The sequence below is a fragment of the Spirosoma sp. 209 genome, assembly GCF_002006735.1.
GTDB lineage: Bacteria > Bacteroidota > Bacteroidia > Cytophagales > Spirosomataceae > Spirosoma > Spirosoma sordidisoli.
In genome coordinates this window covers 1-19469 of record NZ_MVEC01000020.1, presented here as the reverse complement: position 1 = coordinate 19469, position 19469 = coordinate 1, and the positions used below count along the sequence as shown (strand labels likewise).

The 19469-nt window shown below is 59.0% G+C and carries 14 protein-coding genes; 6 read left to right on the top strand and 8 right to left on the bottom strand.

Features of this window, described 5'->3' with window-relative positions; genetic code table 11:
• The first annotated feature begins 33 nt into the window (after positions 1–33).
• The 3 genes from uxuA to B1C80_RS24075 all read left to right on the top strand — a co-directional run bounded on the left by uxuA (position 34) and on the right by B1C80_RS24075 (position 2680).
• The gene (uxuA, locus tag B1C80_RS24085) at positions 34–1227 is read left to right on the top strand and encodes a mannonate dehydratase (protein WP_077923784.1); all 1194 of its coding nucleotides are present in this window, start codon (positions 34–36) and stop codon (positions 1225–1227) included.
• Between the two features lie 57 nt (positions 1228–1284).
• Positions 1285–1878: a GDSL-type esterase/lipase family protein gene (locus tag B1C80_RS24080; protein WP_077923783.1), complete on the top strand. Its 594-nt coding sequence runs from the start codon at positions 1285–1287 to the stop codon at positions 1876–1878.
• A gap of 73 nt (positions 1879–1951) precedes the next feature.
• Positions 1952–2680 carry an esterase family protein gene (locus B1C80_RS24075; RefSeq protein ID WP_077923782.1) on the top strand — a complete coding sequence of 243 codons (729 nt, stop codon included), beginning with the start codon at positions 1952–1954 and terminating at the stop codon, positions 2678–2680.
• On the opposite strand, the gene B1C80_RS24070 is transcribed toward B1C80_RS24075, so the two are convergent.
• From B1C80_RS24070 to B1C80_RS24055, 4 genes are all read right to left on the bottom strand, one after another.
• Positions 2677–3759, bottom strand: coding sequence for a lipase family protein (locus tag B1C80_RS24070; RefSeq protein ID WP_077923781.1), 1083 nt, complete (start codon positions 3757–3759; stop codon positions 2677–2679). The genes B1C80_RS24075 and B1C80_RS24070 overlap by 4 nt on opposite strands.
• Positions 3760–3974: 215 nt before the next feature.
• On the bottom strand, positions 3975–4727 hold the full coding sequence (locus B1C80_RS24065) for a hypothetical protein (protein ID WP_139361725.1): 753 nt from the start codon (positions 4725–4727) through the stop codon (positions 3975–3977).
• 58 nt (positions 4728–4785) lie between these two features.
• Complete coding sequence (locus B1C80_RS24060; protein WP_077923779.1) at positions 4786–5979, bottom strand: amine oxidase; 1194 nt, start codon at positions 5977–5979, stop codon at positions 4786–4788.
• Between the two features lie 96 nt (positions 5980–6075).
• Positions 6076–6879, bottom strand: a complete 804-nt coding sequence (locus B1C80_RS24055; protein ID WP_077923835.1) for a 5'-methylthioadenosine/adenosylhomocysteine nucleosidase — start codon at positions 6877–6879, stop codon at positions 6076–6078.
• Between the two features lie 277 nt (positions 6880–7156).
• Between B1C80_RS24055 and B1C80_RS24050 the strand changes: the two genes are divergently transcribed.
• Positions 7157–11365 (top strand): fibronectin type III domain-containing protein, encoded by a 4209-nt coding sequence (locus tag B1C80_RS24050; protein ID WP_161492815.1) that lies wholly within the window; start codon positions 7157–7159, stop codon positions 11363–11365.
• A 4-nt stretch (positions 11366–11369) separates the two neighbouring features.
• Here the strand turns inward: B1C80_RS24050 and B1C80_RS24045 are convergent, their stop codons facing one another.
• The 3 genes from B1C80_RS24045 to B1C80_RS24035 form a co-directional block, all read right to left on the bottom strand.
• The gene (locus B1C80_RS24045) at positions 11370–12677 is read right to left on the bottom strand and encodes an NCS2 family permease (RefSeq protein WP_077923777.1); all 1308 of its coding nucleotides are present in this window, start codon (positions 12675–12677) and stop codon (positions 11370–11372) included.
• Positions 12678–12752: 75 nt separating this feature from the next.
• The gene (locus B1C80_RS24040; RefSeq protein WP_077923776.1) at positions 12753–13484 is read right to left on the bottom strand and encodes a glucosamine-6-phosphate deaminase; all 732 of its coding nucleotides are present in this window, start codon (positions 13482–13484) and stop codon (positions 12753–12755) included.
• Positions 13485–13505: 21 nt separating this feature from the next.
• A complete protein-coding gene (locus B1C80_RS24035; protein ID WP_077923775.1) occupies positions 13506–14894 on the bottom strand; it encodes an alkaline phosphatase in 1389 nt (462 codons plus the stop codon).
• 40 nt (positions 14895–14934) lie between these two features.
• Here B1C80_RS24035 and lysA point away from each other — a divergent pair, with 40 nt between their 5' ends.
• Positions 14935–16203: a diaminopimelate decarboxylase gene (lysA, locus tag B1C80_RS24030; RefSeq protein WP_077923774.1), complete on the top strand. Its 1269-nt coding sequence runs from the start codon at positions 14935–14937 to the stop codon at positions 16201–16203.
• A 54-nt stretch (positions 16204–16257) separates the two neighbouring features.
• A complete protein-coding gene (locus B1C80_RS24025; RefSeq protein ID WP_077923773.1) occupies positions 16258–16971 on the top strand; it encodes a YebC/PmpR family DNA-binding transcriptional regulator in 714 nt (237 codons plus the stop codon).
• An 83-nt stretch (positions 16972–17054) separates the two neighbouring features.
• Here the strand turns inward: B1C80_RS24025 and B1C80_RS24020 are convergent.
• The coding region (locus B1C80_RS24020) for a gliding motility-associated C-terminal domain-containing protein (RefSeq protein ID WP_139361724.1) at positions 17055–19469 on the bottom strand (2415 nt) is incomplete at its 5' end.

The window sequence follows — 19469 nt, the reverse complement described above, 5'->3', positions numbered from 1 at the left end:
ATCCGTTTGGGCGAATGACCCATCAAATCAACCATGCTTGAACAAACCTGGCGGTGGTTCGGCCCCGCCGACCCCGTATCGCTGAATGACGTCCGACAAGCCGGTGCCACGGGAATCGTAACGGCGCTCCATCATATCAAAAACGGGGAGGTATGGCCGCTGGCCGAGGTGCTGAACCGGAAAACAATGATCGAGGCAACGGGGCTGACCTGGTCGGTGGTAGAAAGTATTCCGGTTCACGAAAGCATTAAGACCCGCACCGGCGATTTTCGGCTGCATATCGAAAATTACAAAGAGTCGATCGTTAACCTGGCCCAGGCGGGTATCGATACGGTCTGCTATAACTTTATGCCGGTACTCGACTGGACCCGTACTGACCTCGATTTTCCGATGGTCGACGGATCGACGGGACTGCGCTTCGACGCTACCGAGTTTGCGGCTTTTGAACTGTTTATCCTGCAGCGGCCGGGGGCCGAGTACCTCTATACCGACGAGCAGAAACAGCGTGCCCGCCGTCAGCTCGATGCCATGACCGACGCACAGGTCAAACGACTGACCCGTACCATCATTGCGGGCCTGCCCGGCTCCGAAGAAAGCTATACCGTTGAGCAGTTCCGCGACGCGCTGGCTACCTACGCCGATGTGGGAGACCAGGAACTGCGCCAGAATCTGTACGCCTTTCTGCGGGAGATCGTACCCGTTGCCGAGTCGGCAGGGGTCCGGCTGGCCATCCATCCCGATGATCCGCCATACCCTATTCTGGGTCTGCCGCGCGTGGTTAGCACCGAAGCCGACGCCCGGGCGCTGCTGGCCGCTGTCGACTCGCCCGCCAACGGCCTCTGTTTCTGCACCGGTAGCTACGGTGTTCGTCCGGATAATGACCTGGTGGGTATGGTAGAACGGCTGGCGCCCAGCATTCATTTTATTCACCTGCGCAGCACCCAGCGCGAACCCGACGGCTCGTTCTACGAGGCCAACCACCTCGAAGGCGATGTGCCGATGGTGGGGGTCATGCGGGCGTTGCTGGCCGAGAACAAACGCCGGGTCAGCGAGGCCTCGTCGCCCGGTGATGGGTACCTGCGGATGCCGTTCCGACCCGACCATGGGCACCGGATGCTCGACGATCTGCAGTCGACGAAGAAAATAAACCCGGGCTATACGGCCATTGGGCGGCTGCGGGGGCTGGCCGAACTACGCGGTTTAATGCTTGGCCTGACCAGTGCGTAAGCTCATAAGATCAGCCACCGGGCAAACAAAACCAGCCGGATGTAAGTAAAGAGCTATATGACCTGGTACGAAAACGAAGTAAGCGAACTCGAAAAAAATACGCGTGAGCAACCGGCCGGCAACCGACCGGTTGTTTTTTACGGCAGCTCCTCCATCCGACTCTGGAAAACCCTGGCCAACGATTTTCTGGAGCTGGACCTGCTCAATCTGGGCTTTGGCGGCTCTACGCTGGCGGCCTGCACCTGGTTCTTCGACCGGCTGGTCGTGCCCGCCAACCCCCGCTCGGTGGTCTTCTATGCCGGCGATAACGACCTGGGCGATGGTCGCCACCCCGAAGAGGTCTATCTGTTTTTCTGCGCTTTCGCCGAAAAAATGCGTCGTCACCTGCCCCAGGTACCGCTGACGTTTCTCAGCATTAAGATTAGCCCGTCCCGCTGGAACCTGGTCGGGCAGATTCGCTGGACCAATCAGCTGATTGCCGGCGAGATTGGCCGGATGCCCCACGCCCAACTGGTCAATACGACCGATCCGCTGCTGGGTGCCGACGGTAGGCCCGCCCGCGAGTACTTCGAAAGTGACGGTCTGCACCTTAGCCCCAGGGGGTATCAGGTCTGGAAAAATGCGCTACAGGCGCACGTTGATAACTTTTAATGATTTGTTTACTCACTAAGTAGGCTAGTCAGGTAGAAACGTTGCAATTTCGCCGGTCCCTGTTACTACCGCTATGCACCGCGAGTATCACAAATGGTTTAGTCCGAACCTGAATCGCGATATGGAGCTGCTGGTCTTTGGCCACGCAGGCGCTCGTGTACTCGTGTTCCCGACCCGACGCGGCCGATTCTATGAATACGAAAACTTCGGGCTGGTCAACGCTCTGGCTGATCGGATCGACAATGGCTGGCTACAGCTTTTCTGCGTCGACAGCGTTGACCGCGAAAGTATCTACAACCGGTACGTGCCGCCCCACGATCGCATCCGGCGGCATAATCAGTACGAGCAGTACATCCTGAACGAAGTGCTGGTTTTCTCGCGGCTCAAAAATCCGCAGCCGTTTATGATTGCGCACGGATGCAGCCTGGGTGCCTACCACGCGGTGAATACGGCGTTCCGGCATCCGCAGTGGTTTGGCAAGGTCGTGGCGTTCAGCGGGCGGTACGACCTCTCGGCTCCGGTTGGCGAGTTCAGGGGGCTGTTCGACGACTATTACGACGACGATATCTACTTTCACAGCCCTAATCATTTTTTGCCGAACCTGACCGATGAGCAGCTGCTGACCCAGCTCCGTCGGATGCAGATCACGCTCACCATCGGTGCCGACGATCCTTTCCTGGGCAGCAACGTAGCACTCAGCCAGGCGCTGGCCGACAAGCAGGTTTCGCACGAGCTGTTCGTCTGGGACGGGCGGGCCCACCAGGCCGACGACTGGCAGAAAATGGCCCCGCTGTATCTTTAAGGCAGTTTATTGGTCAGGTACAGGTAGGGCGGATGAAAATGATGGGCAAAGATTTTCTCCTCGCTGTCGGGGTATTGTTTGTAATAATCGGCATCGGCCAGCAGGACGATGGTGTTGCCGGCGCGGGTGTAGTTACTGCTGTTGTAATAGGCCGGTGATTCGAAGCCCGCCAGGTTTTTCTTGACGGTTCTGGACGTAAACTGACCCAGAAACTTCTGGTAATTCCGCTGGGCTTTCAATGACGGTTTGCTAAGCTGGTTGTAGACGTAGTTGAGCGCAATCCGTTGCGGCAGCTTCTGCTTCTTGATCATGGCCGGGGCATTTTTGAACGGATTGGTGGCGTTGAAGTCGTTGATCGTCTGCACCGACAGGGGTACCTCGGGTACCCAGTCGGCGGAGTTGACCACGTTATAGGCCCATCCGGCCTGGGTAGCGGCTTCGTATTCGTAAGCAAAGAACAGATTACCCGGTTTGGGGCCGGCGCTGCAGTAGGTCTTGAAGCGGATATCGGCCGGCAGGCGACCCTGTTTCTGCAGGTTGTACAGGTAAGCCGTTAGCAGAAAAGCAATGGCGCCCCCCTGGCTGTGGCCCAGAATAATCATGTCTTTGGTGCCTTTTTTATAGGCCGAGTCGAGCCGGGGCATAATATCTTTCGACAGAAAAGCCATACTCACCAGCCAGCCCGCATGAACCGCTGCCTTGGGGTCTGTGGCCAGCTGATACGGAAATGTCTCGCCGGCCGATAGCTGAAGCTCTCCCCTGGCCGGAACCATGGCCGCGTAGAAATTGCTGAGCCAGCTCACACTGTTGGCCGTTGTACCCCGCAGGCTGATGACCGCTACCGACCGGTTGTTGGTCCATAGATCCCAGCGGTTGTCGAGCCCGACAACCGGCGACCGGTAAACGAGTTTGAACTGTTGCGGGGCCGGAAACGCCTGCACGTAGGTCGAGTCGCCAAACTGGGCCGACACCTTCAGCATTTCAATGTATTCGGCCTTGTCGAAACCGGGCTTCAGGGCCTGGGCCAGGGTACTTGTACAAAACAGAGCCGTAGCGAGTAAAGAGAGCAGATAGCGCATAAGTAGGAGCGGATGGAGCCGGTACGAACCGGCGGTCAATGATGATTGGTAGCGATTGGGTTAGAACCTGTGTACGAATCGGTTTTGCTGTTTTGTTAGGCCTGTGTTGCCCCGGGGCCGGTCGGCCGCATCTTAATGACCGTAGCGGCCAACCGGCCGGGCCGGGGTGATATGAGTAGCAGATGTGTAATAAAAAGAGACAGGTAGACAGATGCTTAGTTAGAACCGAAACCGGGCGGGCGGCCCTGCCCCACGGCATACACGACGATAGATGCCACCTGGTTGTCCCAGCCGTACCGGCGCAGGTCGTTGACCGACTGGCCAAATATCTGCGATCGACCCCGCAGCCCCGTCTGACTGTACACCCGAACGGCGTAGCCCGGCGCTACCGTGATGGAGGTAATATTCCTGTCAACGTTTACGCCTACGCTGGGAAACGAGCCGGTGGCGAAGTTAACCGCCCGCCCGGTCATGTTCAGATCGTAATGCAGGGTGACCACGATAGGCTGATTACCGCCACCGCCATTGTTACCCCCCTGGAAACCATCGCCGTTACCCGAGCCGTTGAGCACCCCGATAACGCCCGACACGATCCGATTGTCCCAGCCAATGCTGCTCAGGGCGGTCTGGCTGGCCGTAAGCCGGTACCGCCGTCCGCGATTGTCGGCTATATCGACATACCAGCCCCGGGGAATCTGAACCGAAGAAATTTTGCCGATGACGCCGAAGCCGAGCTGCCGGGCCGTGAAATTGCCGACCCCGAATGACCTCGACTGCCCGGTGTACTTTATACCCGTATATAACACGACCCGGCCGTTTGAGGGGCGGTTGCCACCGCCAAAGCCTCCTCCGTTACTACCGCCGAAACCTCCTCCATTACCGCCCTGAACCTGGGCAAAAACCGTTGTGAAGGCTGCGCAAAGCACCAGCATGGTACCCAGAAACAAACCTGTTATCCGTTGATGCATAGTCTGATTTAGTAAATGATGCGCTGAGACGCCGGGGGGGTCGGCATGTAACGGTAAATCAGACAGTATTTATCAGCGTGGGCTGAGCGGCTGTTACGGTGGCCTGGGCGCGCAGAAGCGCTTCGGCATAGGGTTCGGCCAGCACCCGGCCGGGGGGCACGGTTGTCAGGTCGGCATCCCACAGGCCCGAATGGTGCCAGTGGTCGAGGTGGTCCCAGTCGGGCCGGTCGATGATGGGGTAGAGGCAGGCGCCCCAGAGCGGTACCCCCGCTTCAATCACGGCCGCGCACTCCCGACCGATCATCTCGATCCACTGGGGCCGGTCAATACCGGGATGGCTGGTTTCGGTCAGGACAATGGGCCGCTGGTAACGGCGGTACGCTTTCATCAGCAGCCGCCGGGGCTCCACCCAGCGCGGGTCGGGTACGGCATCGGCCCAGGGCAGAAAATTCAGAAAGCCCAGTACCCACTGGTTATTGTAGTAATAGTTGAAACCAAGTATGTCGAGGTAGTCGGGTGAGCCGCCCAGCTCGGGGGTGAGCAGCCCCGCCAGCATATCGACCGACTGAAACTGGTTGTCGTCGGCAATGGCGGCATCGATGATTTGCTGCTCGGTGGCCTGAAGCGGGGGGACAATCTGCACCAGTGGCTCCGTGGTCAGGATGCGGATGCCGGGATCGATCTCGCGCATGGCCGCAACCCCCTCGATATAGGCCCGCATCAGTCCCACTTTCACTTCCCAGCCCTGCTTGGTACAATAGGGTGAGGTACCGCAGGCATCGCCCCCGAGCCACGACATGAAGCTGACTTCATTGATGGGGGTAACAATCAGGGTATCGTCGGGGTAACGGTCGCGGTAAAAACGGACGAACGCGCGGCACAGGTGCGCAAAGCGCCGGGCAAACATCGGATGCAGGGGCGTCAGGTCATCGGGATACCCGAAGTGGCAAAGGTCCCAGACCTGCTGAATACCCTGGCGGTGGCCTTCGGTCATCATGGCCTCCACGACGCTCCAGTCGTACTGGTAGGCTGTTCGCTCCACCTGGCTCCAGCGGATTCCTTCGCGTACGGTCCGGATGTTGAACGGACTGAGCCGCTGGTAGTCGTCGCGCAGGAGCTGAAGGTGTCCCGTCAGCGGTAAAAAGTCGACCCGATTGCCGAAACAGTTGAGTTGGTCCGTACATTCGAAACCTGCCCACCAGAATGATTTGAACGGGTTTACGAATGAATCGGGCGTAGTGGTCAATGGCATACGATTGAGTTGTCGGGAGGTAATCTAGACAACTAACCCCCAATCGACAGCGACTGTTTTGGAACGATTCGGAGTTCCGGACCGCGCCCGAGCCGTTTACAGGCCTTCTACGATGGCCAGCACCAGCTTGGCCGAGTTGCGGGCGGCCGTCTGGTAAAACGACAGCATGTCGTTACGGGCGTTGTCGTCGGCGCGGTCGCTCAGGCTGCGGATCACCAGGTGGGGCACCTGCATCTGGTAGCACACCTGCGCCACGGCGGCTCCTTCCATCTCCGTAGCGTCGGCATTGAAGGCCTGACGGAGCTGCGTTACCTTCTCGGCCGATGAAATGAACTGATCGCCGGTGACAACAATCCCGGTGATAACCGTTGGCGGGCGCGTCGTCAGCGGAATCGGCTCGAACGCTACCGACCGGGCCGTGGTTTGGGCGCGGCTGAGCATGACCGAATCGGCCAGGAAAAAGGCCGGGTTCACCTTGCCCGACAGCGAATAGGTCTGCCTGGTCGGTTTCCGGTCCATCGTGATCGACTGGTAGTCGTGGTGAGCCGTTTGCCGGGCAATGACAATGTCGCCGGGTTGCAGGTCGGGGTTGGTACCGCCGGCAATACCGGTGAACAGAATCCGCTCCGGTCGGAAGTAGTTCAGCATCAGGGCCGTGGTCATGGCCGCGTTGACTTTGCCGATGCCGGTTTCGGCTACCACCACCTGCTGTTTGCCAATGCGGCCGGTGGTGAACGATACGCCATCGACGACGACCGTTTTCGGGTTTTTCAGCGATTGTTTAACCAGGGCCACTTCGGCGCCAAAAGCACCCAGCAAGCCCGTAACGGGTCTGGTTTTATACTGTTGAGAAAAGGCAAGGTGGGAGATGAGCAGGAGTACAGGAAACAGGTTCTTCATCAGTTCGGCGTTAATCGAGTCGGTTGTATACAAAAGCCTGAAATGGGGGTGGCCGGATTTTCAGGAAGCTGATTAACAAAAGTACAATTTTACCGCCGGAGGTTCAGGAAAGACTAAATACAGCTCGTGCGTATAAGCGGCCGCGTTAGCGTAAAAGCATAGCAAAGCCCTGATTGTCTACCGATTAAAAAAATATTGGTCAAGTATGGTAATATCCCTGCGGCAAAGAGCAACCTTTGATAATAGTATGATATAGATGAAATTATTTCTTCAAAATATGATAAAAATTTATACTATATTCATTATTGCTGTGGTATACCTCTGCATCCACAATCAGGCCGCTTCGGCGCAGGTCAGCAGTCTGACGGCTGTACCCGCCTGCGGTACAACGGCACTGACGCCGGCCCAGGCTCGTTTGCAGGTCCAGCTGGCTACTCAGGCGCTGGAACGCAAGCGGGCGCAGACGGGCTCATTGACGGCTATAACCTACGTACCCATTCGGCCCCATATTTTTCGGCGCAGCAACGGTACGGGCGGATTCGATCTGGCGAGTATGAACCAGGTCATGGCCCTGACCAACAGTTATTTTCTAAAAAATGATACGGGTATCCAGTTTTATTTCTCCGGCAGTACCCCCGACTACATCGACGACGATGGGTCTTTTGCCAATTTTGATGGTAGTTTATCGCCCAGACAGACCGATAACAATGCCCTCAATCAGTACTATGCCAATCACTTTTCGGGTAGTCTGGCCGGGTATGGCGGCCTGGCGAGTTTTCCGTACGACAATCCACTGTCGACCCATTCGTATATTCTGACCAACGCCCTGAACGATCCGGTGGCTAACCTGGAGTGGCTGGCCAATAATACCGTACCTCATGAGTTGGGGCATAATTTTTCGCTCTATCATACATTTGGTTTTGGGAACGGTACTCAGTTGAGCAAGGAGCTGGTGACGCGGGGGAGCGGGGCCAACTGTTTGCAGGAAGGCGATTTTCTGTGCGATACACCAGCCGACCCATACGGCCGGTGGGACGAGATCGGGTATATCAACGTAAATGGCTGCCTGGTCTACAGCCCCACCAGTACCGCCCGCGATGCCAACGGGGAGCTATATGTGCCGTCGATGTCGAACATTATGTCGTATTGGCAAAATTACCGGTCTCATTGTGCGCATGAGTTTACTCCTGACCAGAACAACCAGATGCAGGCCGCGCTGGCGCTTCGGCAGACGCATACGAGTTATACCCTCAACGCCCCTCCTGCCAACGTAACGCCCCCCAGCGGTCTGATTGCCAGTCTGACGAGTTCGTCGGTGCAGCTGGTCTGGCAGGATAACGCGACCAACGAAATGGGGTACTTTATTGAACGATCGGTTTCGCCCACTACGGGCTTCGTGCCAATCGGCGGGGTGGCTCCGGATGGGACCACGTTTATTGACGCCACCATAGCCCCCCAAACGACGTATTATTACCGGATTCGCCCGTCCAACACGACCACGGGCAGCCTGAGTCCGACAACCAGTATCGACGTTGCCCTGCTTACGCTGACTGCCACGAATATCACGTCTGCCGGTGTACAGTTGGCCTGGCGTGAGGTAGCCGCCTGCTCCGCATTCGACCTGCGCTACCGGCCGGTAGGGGCTCCGGACTGGATCACGGTCAGTGGCCTGACAACGACAAGCTATGCCCTGACCGCACTCAGCGGCAACACCCCTTATGAGTGGCAGGTGAGAGCTACGTGCCCCAATACACCTAATTCGCTGTTTACACCCGGACCCGCTTTTACCACCCAGTGCGGTCTGGTCAGTGGCCTGAGTGCCACTGCGCTGGTAACATCGGCCTCGCTGACCTGGACTGAGGCCAGCGGCACTGGCTACGACCTGCGCTACCGGCCAGCCGGAACAACCACCTGGACAACGGTCGGTAACCTGAGCAGCACTCGTACAACCCTGACCGGATTAGCCAGTGGATCGTCGTATGAGTGGCAGGTTCGGGTCCTGTGTCGTGATGGCGCTGCGGCTGATTTCTCCCCGCCGGCTTATTTTCAAACCGCGTCCTGTTCGGCACCCTATGGCTTACAGACCACTACCAACGCCAATGCGGCTCAGCTGCGCTGGAATTTTTCCTCGGCCGATGCAGGCACCCGCTACGAAATTCGCTACCGGGTGCAGGGAACTACTGACTGGACAACCATTTCTGATCTGGGTAGTACCAATGGCGTCGGTACACTCGATCTGACGGGTCTGCTGACCAACACGAGCTACGAATGGCAGATCCGGACGTTATGTTCGCCTACCGAAGCGTCGGGCTTCTCGGGTTCGGCAGAGTTTACTCCGCGCTCGTGTGAGCCACCCCTGTTCCCAAATTCGCAGAACGTCAGGTCGCAGTCGGCTTTCCTGTCGTGGTCCACGGCCTATTATGATCCGGGTCGGCAGTACGAAATCCGGTACCGACCGGTCAATACTCCAACCTGGACGAACACCAGCAGCGTACCGACAACGAGCTATTCGCTGACCGGCCTCAGCAACAACACCCAGTACGAATGGCAGGTGAGAACAGCCTGCCTGGGGGGCAGCTTCTCCGACTATACCCCTTCGGGTACGTTTACGACCGTTTGCCTGAATGTGGTAGGAATGAGCAGCCAGCCCGCTGCTACAGCCGCTTCGTTCTACTGGTCATACGCCGGTACGCCCGAACCGAACAGTACGTATGAATTGCAGTACCGCCCCCTGCAGAGCCTCAGCTGGACTACCGTTGTGGGGTATCTATCCGGTAGCTATACGACCCAGACCGTAACCGGATTGGCTGTCAACACTACCTACGAAGCCCGGCTGCGGACGCTCTGTTCGCCCGGCGCCTATTCAGACTACCTGCCCGTCATTACGTTCACGACGGGTTGTTACGCCATCAATCCGGACTATATGCAGGTCACCGGTGTGTGGGCCACGGCAGCTCAGTTTCGATGGAGTCACTACACGGATGCCGAAACCCGGTTCGATCTGCGCTACCGGCCAGCCGGAACCGCCAACTGGACCAATATCGACGGTCTGACTACGACCAGCTATTCGCTAACGGGACTGACCAACAGTACCCAGTACGAATGGCAGGTCAGGGCGGTATGCTCCGGTACGACCAGCTCCACGTTTACGCCCGGCCCGCTTTTTACCACCCAATGTGCGGCACCCGTCAGCGTGAGCGTCAATGCGTTTGTCACGTCGGCTGCCATCGGCTGGCTATCGCCCGAAACGGGGGCCGGGTTCGAGATATGGTATCGGCTGTTCGGAACAGCGGACTGGATCATGATCAATACGCTGACGGCGCCCAACGCGACTATCACCGGCCTGACCAGCAACAGCAAGTACGAGTGGCAGGTCAGAACCCGATGCAGCGACGGGCTGTATTCGGCTTTTTCGGATGCGTATACGTTTCAGACCGCTTCCTGTTCGGCGCCGTTCGGGCTGCAGGCCTTGACAAACGTAAGCTCGGCCCGGTTGAGCTGGACTTTTTACTATGCCGATGCAGACAGCCGCTACGAACTCCGCTACCGGGCACTCGGCACCACCGACTGGACCCTGGTGGGTAATCTGAGCAGTACGAACCGCGTTGGTACTGCCGACCTGACGGGCCTGTTGACCAATACGACGTATGAGTGGCAAATCAGAACAATATGCTCGGCCAGCGAAGGGTCCGACTTTGTGGCTGGCACTGCTTTTACCACCCAGTGCGCCAGTCCCAACAGTCTGTATGTGCAGGCAAAGGTCACCTCGGCAACCCTGAACTGGAGCTATCCCGGGTTTGGCACCCAGTACCAGATTCGGTACCGACCCACCGGCAGCGAGAACTGGCTGCTGGGGAGCGCTGTGACGGGTACCGAGGCTACCATAACGGGGCTTACCGGCAACACCGCCTACGAATGGCAGGTCAGAACCCTTTGCGAAAGTAACGTGGTGTCGGAGTTCTCGGGAACAAACGGCTTTACAACGCCTTCGTGTGCAGTACCTGTCAACCTGATGGCAAGTCTGCAGACCAGCACCTCGGCCCGGCTCAACTGGTCTTATTTTCTGGCCAATGCCGAAACCCGCTACGAAGTCCGCTACCGGATCGTCAATGCCGCCGACTGGATCGTTCTGGCCGGGCTGGGAAGTACCAACGGGCAGGGGTTTACGGACATTACCGGGCTAACCGCCAACCTGACGTACGAGTGGCAGATCCGGACGCTTTGCTCGGCAACGGAAGCCTCTGCTTTTTCGGCCTCGGTACTGTTCACTACCAATTGTCTCAATATGGCCACCGTTAAAGCCGGGTTATGGAACGATCCAGCCGTATGGTCGTGTAACCGGGTTCCTGTCAGCACCGATGTCGTTTATATCCGGCATGTCATAACCATTCCGGCCAGTCTGGTGGCGGTGGCCCGACAGGTGCGTGTCGATCTGGGACAGCGGCTGGTTTTCAGCACCAATGCGCAACTGAAGGCCGGGCAGTAAGAGGCTAATGGCCCGAAAACAGCGCCAGCACGCAGAAGACGTCCACGATCCACAGCCCCAGCGGTACGTCGCGTCGTTTGCCCACGGCTACTTTGATGACGGTCCAGGATAAAAACCCCCAGATCAGCCCCTGCGTAATGGAGTAACTGAACGGAATCAGCACGAGGGCCAGAAAAGCCGGCAGCGCATCGTCGAGCTGACCCCAGTTGATCCGGGTAATGGGCTTCATCATGAACGCGCCCACCAGCACCAGCGCGGGGGCCGTAGCAATGGCCGGAATGACCGACAGCAGGGGCGACAGGAACAGGAAGGGCAGAAAACAGCAGCCCGCCACAATGGCCGTCAGCCCCGTGCGGCCGCCCTGCGCGATACCCACTGCCGACTCGATGTAGGCCGTACCGGGGCTGGTGCCGAGCAGGCCCGCCAGGGTGGTAGAGACCGCATCGGTGAGCAGCGACCGGTTCAGGTTTCGGGGTTGTCCGTTTTCGTCCTGTATGCCGCCCGCTTCGGCCACGCCCACGAAGGTGCTGAGGCTATCGAACAGATCGGTGAACGCAAAGGCAAAGATAACGGGCCACAGCGCCCAGCTAAACGACCCGGCCAGATCGAGCTTACCGAGCAGCGAGAAGTCGGGAGCGGCTATCAGACCCTGAAAATTAACGAGCGTCCGCTGGCCGAAGTTGATGGCCGATGCATCGCCCCAGTACCGCCCGATGGGCCAGGCCGCCAGGGTTGTGAGAACGATACCGATGATAATAGCCCCCGGCACGTCGCGCACCACCAGAACGGCGGTCAGCAGCAAGCCGAATACAAACGTGAGCACGACGGGGTCCGACAGGCGGGCGATGCCCACCAGGGTGGCCGGATTGGCAATGATGAAGCGGGCGTTTTCGAAGCCAATCAGCGTAATGAACAATCCGATACCGGCCGATACGGCATAGCGGATCGGTAACGGAATAATGCGGACAATGGCCGACCGGACGTTGAGCAGCGAAAGCAGCAGGAACAGGATACCCGCCCAGAAGACCGCACCCAGCGCTACCTCGGGCCGGATGCCCATGCCTTTCACGGCTGTAAACGTGAAAAAGGCGTTTAGCCCCATACCCGGCGCTACTACGATCGGGTTACGGGCATAGAGCCCCATCATCAGACTACAGAAGAACGATAGCAGTACCGTTGCCGTCAGCACCCCGCTGAACGGTAACCCCGCCTGGCTCAGGATAGACGGGTTCACGATAATGATGTACATCGTAGCCAGAAAGGTAGAGACCCCGGCCAGTATTTCGGTACGGTAAGAAGGTGTGTGAGACACGGTATGTAGTTTACGGTGAACCCGGAACGGCTCCTGGAACCAGTCTGGGTTTGGGTGGCGGTCAACGAGGTACTCTTACAGGCCCTGCACAAGCTGCCCGGCGGCTTCGTCGACCCATACGTGGGCGTTCGCGTGGGTCTGAATAAGGCTGGCGGGCAGCTGCTCGGTAACGGGGCCGGTGAGGGCATCGCGCAGTACGGGGGCTTTCTTTTCGCCACTAACCAGCAGGATGACCTCCTGCGCTCCGGTCAGGTGCCGAAGCCCCAGGGTAATGCCCTGCGTCAGTACGGTTTCTTTCTCGAAGTATTTCTGGCCCACCGTAATGGTACTTTCGGCAAGCTGGCTCACGTGGCAACCGTTCGTGAAGGGCGTGCCGGGTTCGTTCAGAGCGATGTGGCCATTCATGCCCATACCTACCAGCAGGAGGTCCAGCCCGCCCCGCCGATCGATCAACTCGTCTGTCAGGCGGCACTCCGCTGCCAGATCGTCTGACTGGGCATCGAATACCCGAATCTGGTCGGGCCGCAGGGCGAGGGGTTCGAACAGGTCCCGGAAGATGTAGTAGGAGCAGCTGCCTACATCGTCGGGAGCAAAGCCAACCCATTCGTCGAGGCCGATGAACATACAGCGGCTAACGTCGGTTTTGCCGGCTCTGACCAGTTCTACAAACCGGTGGTAGGTTTCGATGGGTGTATCGCCGGAGGCTACGCAGATCAGCGCGTCGGGTTTTTGATTGATCAGGGCCACCATGTGTTCGGCCGTATGCTGAGAGAGCAGGTCGTGGGTTGGGAAGGTTTGTAGGGTCATTCGAGGGGTTGGGTTACTGGTTTATTTTAACTCAGCGGCACGCAGGTCTCTGGTCCAGCGCTGGATGCCTTTCTGATCATAGACTTTAATGTTGAGTACGCGGTCGTTGAGCGGGCCGCTAACGCTCAGCAGGCCGAAGTTACGGTCGGTGACGAGGGTTCCGTCAATAACGGTCGACTGTTTGAGTTCTTCGGGGCGGGGTTTGGCCGGGCCCGATGTCAGGGGCGAAACGGTCAGGTCGTAGAGCGGATAGGTGCCGGGCCGGTCGAGTTTCTGAAGAATGGTATGATGCCGGTCGCCGGTAATGAACAGCACACCCGGAATGCGGGCTTCGGTAATGGCGTTGAAGAGTCGCTCGCGTTCGGTGCCGTAAACGGCATAGTTTTCGAAAATAGCCGAGGGGTTTACGATCTGCCCGCCCGTGATGATGAACTTGAACGTTGCTTTGCTGAAGCGCAGGGCATCGATGAGCCAGCGCATCTGTTTCTCGCCAAAATACGTCTTTTCGGGTCCGTCGGGCATGGCGTCGGGCGCCCGGAAGGTGCGATCGTCGAGCAGGAAAAACTGGCAGTCGTTCCAGGTGAAGGTGCCGGTACAGCCTTCGTCGAAGATATAATTTGGATTGCTCCAGAACAGCTTAAACGCTTCGAGGGTAACGGGTTTGAGCCAGTAGGCCCGGTCCGAGTCGTCGGGGCCGTAATCGTGGTCGTCCCAGATGGCGTAGTTATGGGTGCTGGCCAGCAGCGGCTGCATTTCGGGGAGCGAGCGCGTGTGCGTATAGCGACGCAGTACACCCGTCCGGCTGTTCCAGTCTACCTCGCGGGTGTAGGTATTGTCGCCGGTCCAGAGCATGAAGTCGGGTTTCTGGGCGTTGAGGGCCGTAAAGATTTCGTAGCCATTGCCGTAGGGCGTACCGGGCCGGTCAACGGCTGTCTCGTTGACGTAGGTGCAGCTTCCGACGCCGAACCGGAAGGCCGGTGGGTCCGTCCGCCACTGCCATAGGTTTTGGGTTTGGAACGTTGTCGGGTAGGGCAGGCTCACCTTCTGGCCCCCGATCAGTAGTTCGTACGCGTACTTTTTTCCGGGTTCCACCTGGTTGGCGAGCAGGTGGGCTGTAAAAGCCGTTTTCTCGTGGGTTTGTACCTCGCTGGTCAGGTAAGCCGGACTGGGCTTGCCCGCTTCATGGTAGCGGATCTGCACCCGGGCCGGTTTGTTGGTTTGTACCCAGAGGGCTACTTCCCGGCTGTCGGAGTAGCCAACCATGGGCCCCGACTGCAGGAGGGTAGCCGGGGCGGCCCGCCGGGGGGTGCCGGTCTTGCTCGTTCGGGAGGTAACGGGAACCTGGGCGGTTGCCAGCAGGGCACTCTGGAGCAGAATGACGAGCAGGAGCCTACAGTGAATTTTGTACATGGGGGAAAGATCAAGTAATTTTGCGGTTCGTTTTCCGATTATGCAACTGTCAGACTACCGCTATCAAATTCAGGGTGTTGATGTACTGGACATCGCCGACGAGTTCGGCCTGCCACTATACGTCTACGACGCCAACAAAATTATCGAAAAAATCGGCTCGCTCCGGTCGGCGTTTCAGGGGGTCAACCTGAAGATTAAGTACGCTGCCAAAGCCCTGACCAATCTGAGCATCCTCAAGCTGATGAAGATGCAGGGTATCGACATAGAGGTGGTGTCGGTTAACGAAGCGCGGCTGGCCTTGCTGGCGGGCTTTGAGCCTGGTCAGATCATGTACACCCCCAGCGGTAACGCCTGGCCCGAAATTCAGGAGGCACTGGAAATGGGCTTGCAGCTGAACGCCGACAGTCTGCCGCTGCTCGAGCAGATCGGGCAGACGTATGGCAGCCGGTATCCGGTGGCGCTGCGGATCAATCCCAGCATTGCCGAGGGCGGAACGTTCAAGATCCAGACCGGCCACGAAAATTCGAAATTCGGGATTCCCAACCAGTACCGCGACCAGATTCTGGCCCTGGTAGAGCAGTATCAGATTCCGGTGGTGGGGCTGCACATCCATACCGGTTCGGACTTCAAGGACAGCAATACGTTCCTGAAAATTGCCGACGTGCTGTTCGACATGGCGGGCGACTATCCGAATCTGCGGTTTATCGACTTCGGCAGCGGCTTCAAAGTGGCCTACCGCGAAGGCGATTACTACACCAACCTGAACGATTTGGGCGCCAGGGTATCGGCCGCTTTCCGATCATTCTGCGACCGGTATGGTCGCGAGGTGGAGCTGTGTTTCGAGCCCGGCAAACTGCTGGTGAGCGAAAGCGGCCACCTGCTGGTTGGGGTCAACGTCGTGAAAGAAAACCCCACCCGCACCTTTGTGCAGGTAAACTCTGGCCTGAACCACCTGATTCGGCCCATGATGTACGAAGCCTACCACCATATCCTGAACGTCTCGAACCCAGCCGGTGCCGAACGGCTGTACGACGTGGTGGGCTACATCTGTGAAACCGACACCTTCGCGCTGGATCGGCAGCTGCCCGAAGTGCGGCCCGGCGATGTACTGTCGCTCGAGAATGCAGGGGCTTACGGATTCAGCATGGCCTCGAATTATAACCTGCGCGAACGGCCCGCCGAAGTCCTGGTGTACGACGGCAAGCCGCATCTGGTTCGTCAGCGCGAAACCTTCGAGGATCTGGTTCGGGGGCAGGTCGATATATTCAGCGACGAGCTGGTAGCCGTAAGCGACGATCAGGTTGTATAAGTCCGGCATACCAGCAGTAACTCATCACTAATCACTCATCATTTTTTCAACAAAATGGGACGCGCGTTTGAATACCGGAAAGCCCGGAAAATGAAGCGGTGGGGGCAGATGGCCAAGACCTTCACCCGAATTGGTAAAGACATTGTGATCGCCGTAAAAAGCGGGGGCCCCGACCCGGACACCAACGGGCGCCTGCGGGCTATCATCCAGAACGCCAAGGCCGCCAACATGCCCAAGGAGAATGTGGAGCGGGCCATCAAGAAGGCGACATCGAAGGATCAGGAAGATTATAAAGAAATCGTATACGAAGCCTATGCCCCCCACGGCGTAGCGCTGGTCATTGAAACCGCCACCGACAACCACAACCGGACGGTAGCCAATATCCGCAGCTACCTCAATAAGCTGGGTGGTAGCCTCGGCACGCAGGGAATGCTCGATTTTATGTTCGATCGTAAATCGGTATTCCGCATCCCGGCCGACGGGGTCGATATGGAAGAACTCGAACTCGACATTATCGATTACGGTGGCGACGAGCTCGAACTCGACGAAGATACCAACCAGATCGTCATCTACGGCGAATTCACGGCCTTCGGCGCTATCCAGAAATACCTGGAAGAAAAAGGGTTCGAGATCAAAGGCGCGGAGTTTGAACGCATCGCCAACGACTACAAGGAACTCTCCGACGACGAAGCCGCCGACGTGGAGAAGCTGATCGAGCGCATCGAAGAAGATGACGACGTTCAGACCGTATACCATAACATGAAGTAATCCGTCGAATACAGCGAAGGGGGCTGATGCGTTATAACAAACGCATCAGCCCCCTTCGCTTTTCTATTTAGGGTGGGTTGGGGTCAGGCCCCTCCGCCCCGGATGATCTGCACCCAGCCCTTGATCACCGAGGGGGCCGCGTTGCGCTCCAGCACCGCATAGTACACCGTCGCCTGGTAGTAGTACAGACCGCTGGGCAGCTCCTGACCGTCGCTGGTCCGACCGTCCCAGTTCACCGTCGGCCCGCTGCTCTCGAAGACCTTCGCCCCCCACCGGTTGTAGACCACCAGCTCCACCCGCTCCACGAACCGCTCGCAGCGCATCGGCCGGAAGGTGTCGTTTTTGTCGTCTCCGTTGGGGGTGAACACGTTGGGCAGGGCAAAGTAGGGGCAGGCCTGGTTGCAGACCAGGTTGGAGGGGCGGCTCTCGAGGCCCCGCTGGCTGACGGCCGTCACGTAGTAGCAGCCCGCCACCGTCGTCAGGCTGCTGTGGCTGAAGCTGGTGGTGGGGGCCGCCACACTGGTCAGCAGGCCCAGCGTGTCGGGCTGGTAGCGGGCGTAGTAGATGCGGTAGGTGGCGATGTTGGGGTCGCAGGTGGGTCCCTGGGTGGGTGTCCAGGCCAGCTGGTTGGTGAAGCTGGTCTGGTTGCAGCCACTCTCGGGGCTCAAACTAGCGCAGTCCAGGCTGTCGAGCCGCAGGCTGGGGGGGCAGGGCCGGGTGGTGTCGGCGGGGGTGGCGCAGCTGACCTGGCTGTAGTTGATCAGCAGGCCCAGGCCCGCCAGGCGGGCGTCGGCGTAGCGGCCCCGGGTCATCACCCGGTAGCAGTAGCTGGAGTCGGCCGAGAGGGTGCGGCTGGTGTTGCCATCGGCCGCGAGCCGGTCGGTGCCGTCATCGACGTAGGTGAAGGAGTCGGGTCCCTGGACGCTGACCTGGGCGATCTGGTTGAAGGGTCCGTTGGGTCCGGATCGGCTGCGGAAGATCAGGTGGGTCTGGTTGGTGTTGGCCCAGGGGGTGTTGGCCTGCCAGCTGAGGCTGACCTGCCGGTTGGCGGGTCGGGTGGTGAGCCGCACGCTGGAGGCCGCTTCAGTGACGTCGAGCCGGGTGAGCTGTCCGGCGGTGCTGGTGTAGAAGAACTCGACGCGGTATCTATAGGGGTTGGCCTGGGTGTTGAGGGGGGCGCTGGGGGTACCGCGGTCGACGAAGACGGTGTCGGGGTTGGGCAGCAGGCTGGTATTGATGGTGGCGATGGTGGCGAAGTCCTGGGCGTCGAGTCCGGTGGCCCGCTGGAGCCGGTACTGGTAGGGTCCTGGTAGGTCGCCGGGGTTGAGTCCGATGGGTCGGCTCCACCGGACGGTGATCTGTCCGTTGGTGTCGCGGGTGGAGTCGACGGTGACCTGGGTCATGACGGGGGCCAGCAGGGGGAGTTCGAGGCAGGCCTGGTTGGAGGCTATGCTCTGACCCCCATTGATGAACTCACCATTGCGGTCGGGATACTCGGCCACCAGCCGGTACGAATAGCTGACGCCCCGGCGCAGGGCGCTGGTATCGACGTATGACGTAGCTGTGATGGGTACCCGAATAATCTCCCGATAGCCGGTGCTGGCTGCCAACCCGGTGCTACAGGGCGGAATCTGAATGTTTTCGCAACCTTCTTTGCGGTATATGATCAGCTGTGTACCCGGAGGGCCACAGGTATACGGATCCCAGCTGAGCTGGATGGCTCGTCCGGTAGCGGTGGCGGTAGGTCGGGCGGTGAGGTTCTTGACCGATGGGCCTACGACCTGGATGCGCAGGGTCTGGAACGACACCAGCGAGTTGGTGCCCCGGGGCGGCACGTCGTTGACCTTGAAGGTGACGTCGTAGGGGGCTTCCCGAATCTGGTTGCAGTTAGTTTGCCAGCGGAAGTTGACCGTGGCGGGTTGTGCCAGGGCCGTGTTGGCCGGAATAAGCTGGGCATACTGCGGAGCGATGAGTTCGCCGGGAGCCAGCGGACGACCGTCCTGGCCCACGTTGAAGACACCCCCAAAGGCGGTGATGATGACCCGCTGTCCATCGGGATCGGTAGCCGTTACGGGCTGGTTGATCAGCGTACCAGCCTCCACGCAGAGGTCGGGCAGGGGGTTGATGCGGGGTCGGCGGTTGGGGTTGTCGACCACGATGATCTGCATGTCGCGGGTGGTCTCGCCGATGAGCACGCCGTTGCGCCACTCTTCGACGATGAAGGCGAAGTTGAACTGGCCTTCTTCGCCGGGGGCATCCCAGCAGAGCTCGCCCGTGCGGGAGTCGATCTGGAAGGTGGGGGTGCCACCCGTCTCGGAGGTGCGGCTGAAGCGGGTCGGGTCCTGGTAGGCCGGAATGAACCGACCGCGGCAACCGGCATCCTGCAGCCCTTCCTGCGGTACGCTCAGCCGATAGGCCAGGCTGTCGCCGTCGGCATCGAAGGCGGCCGGGTTGTGGCAGAAGCGCTGCCCCACCCGGGCCGAATCGAGGGGCGGATT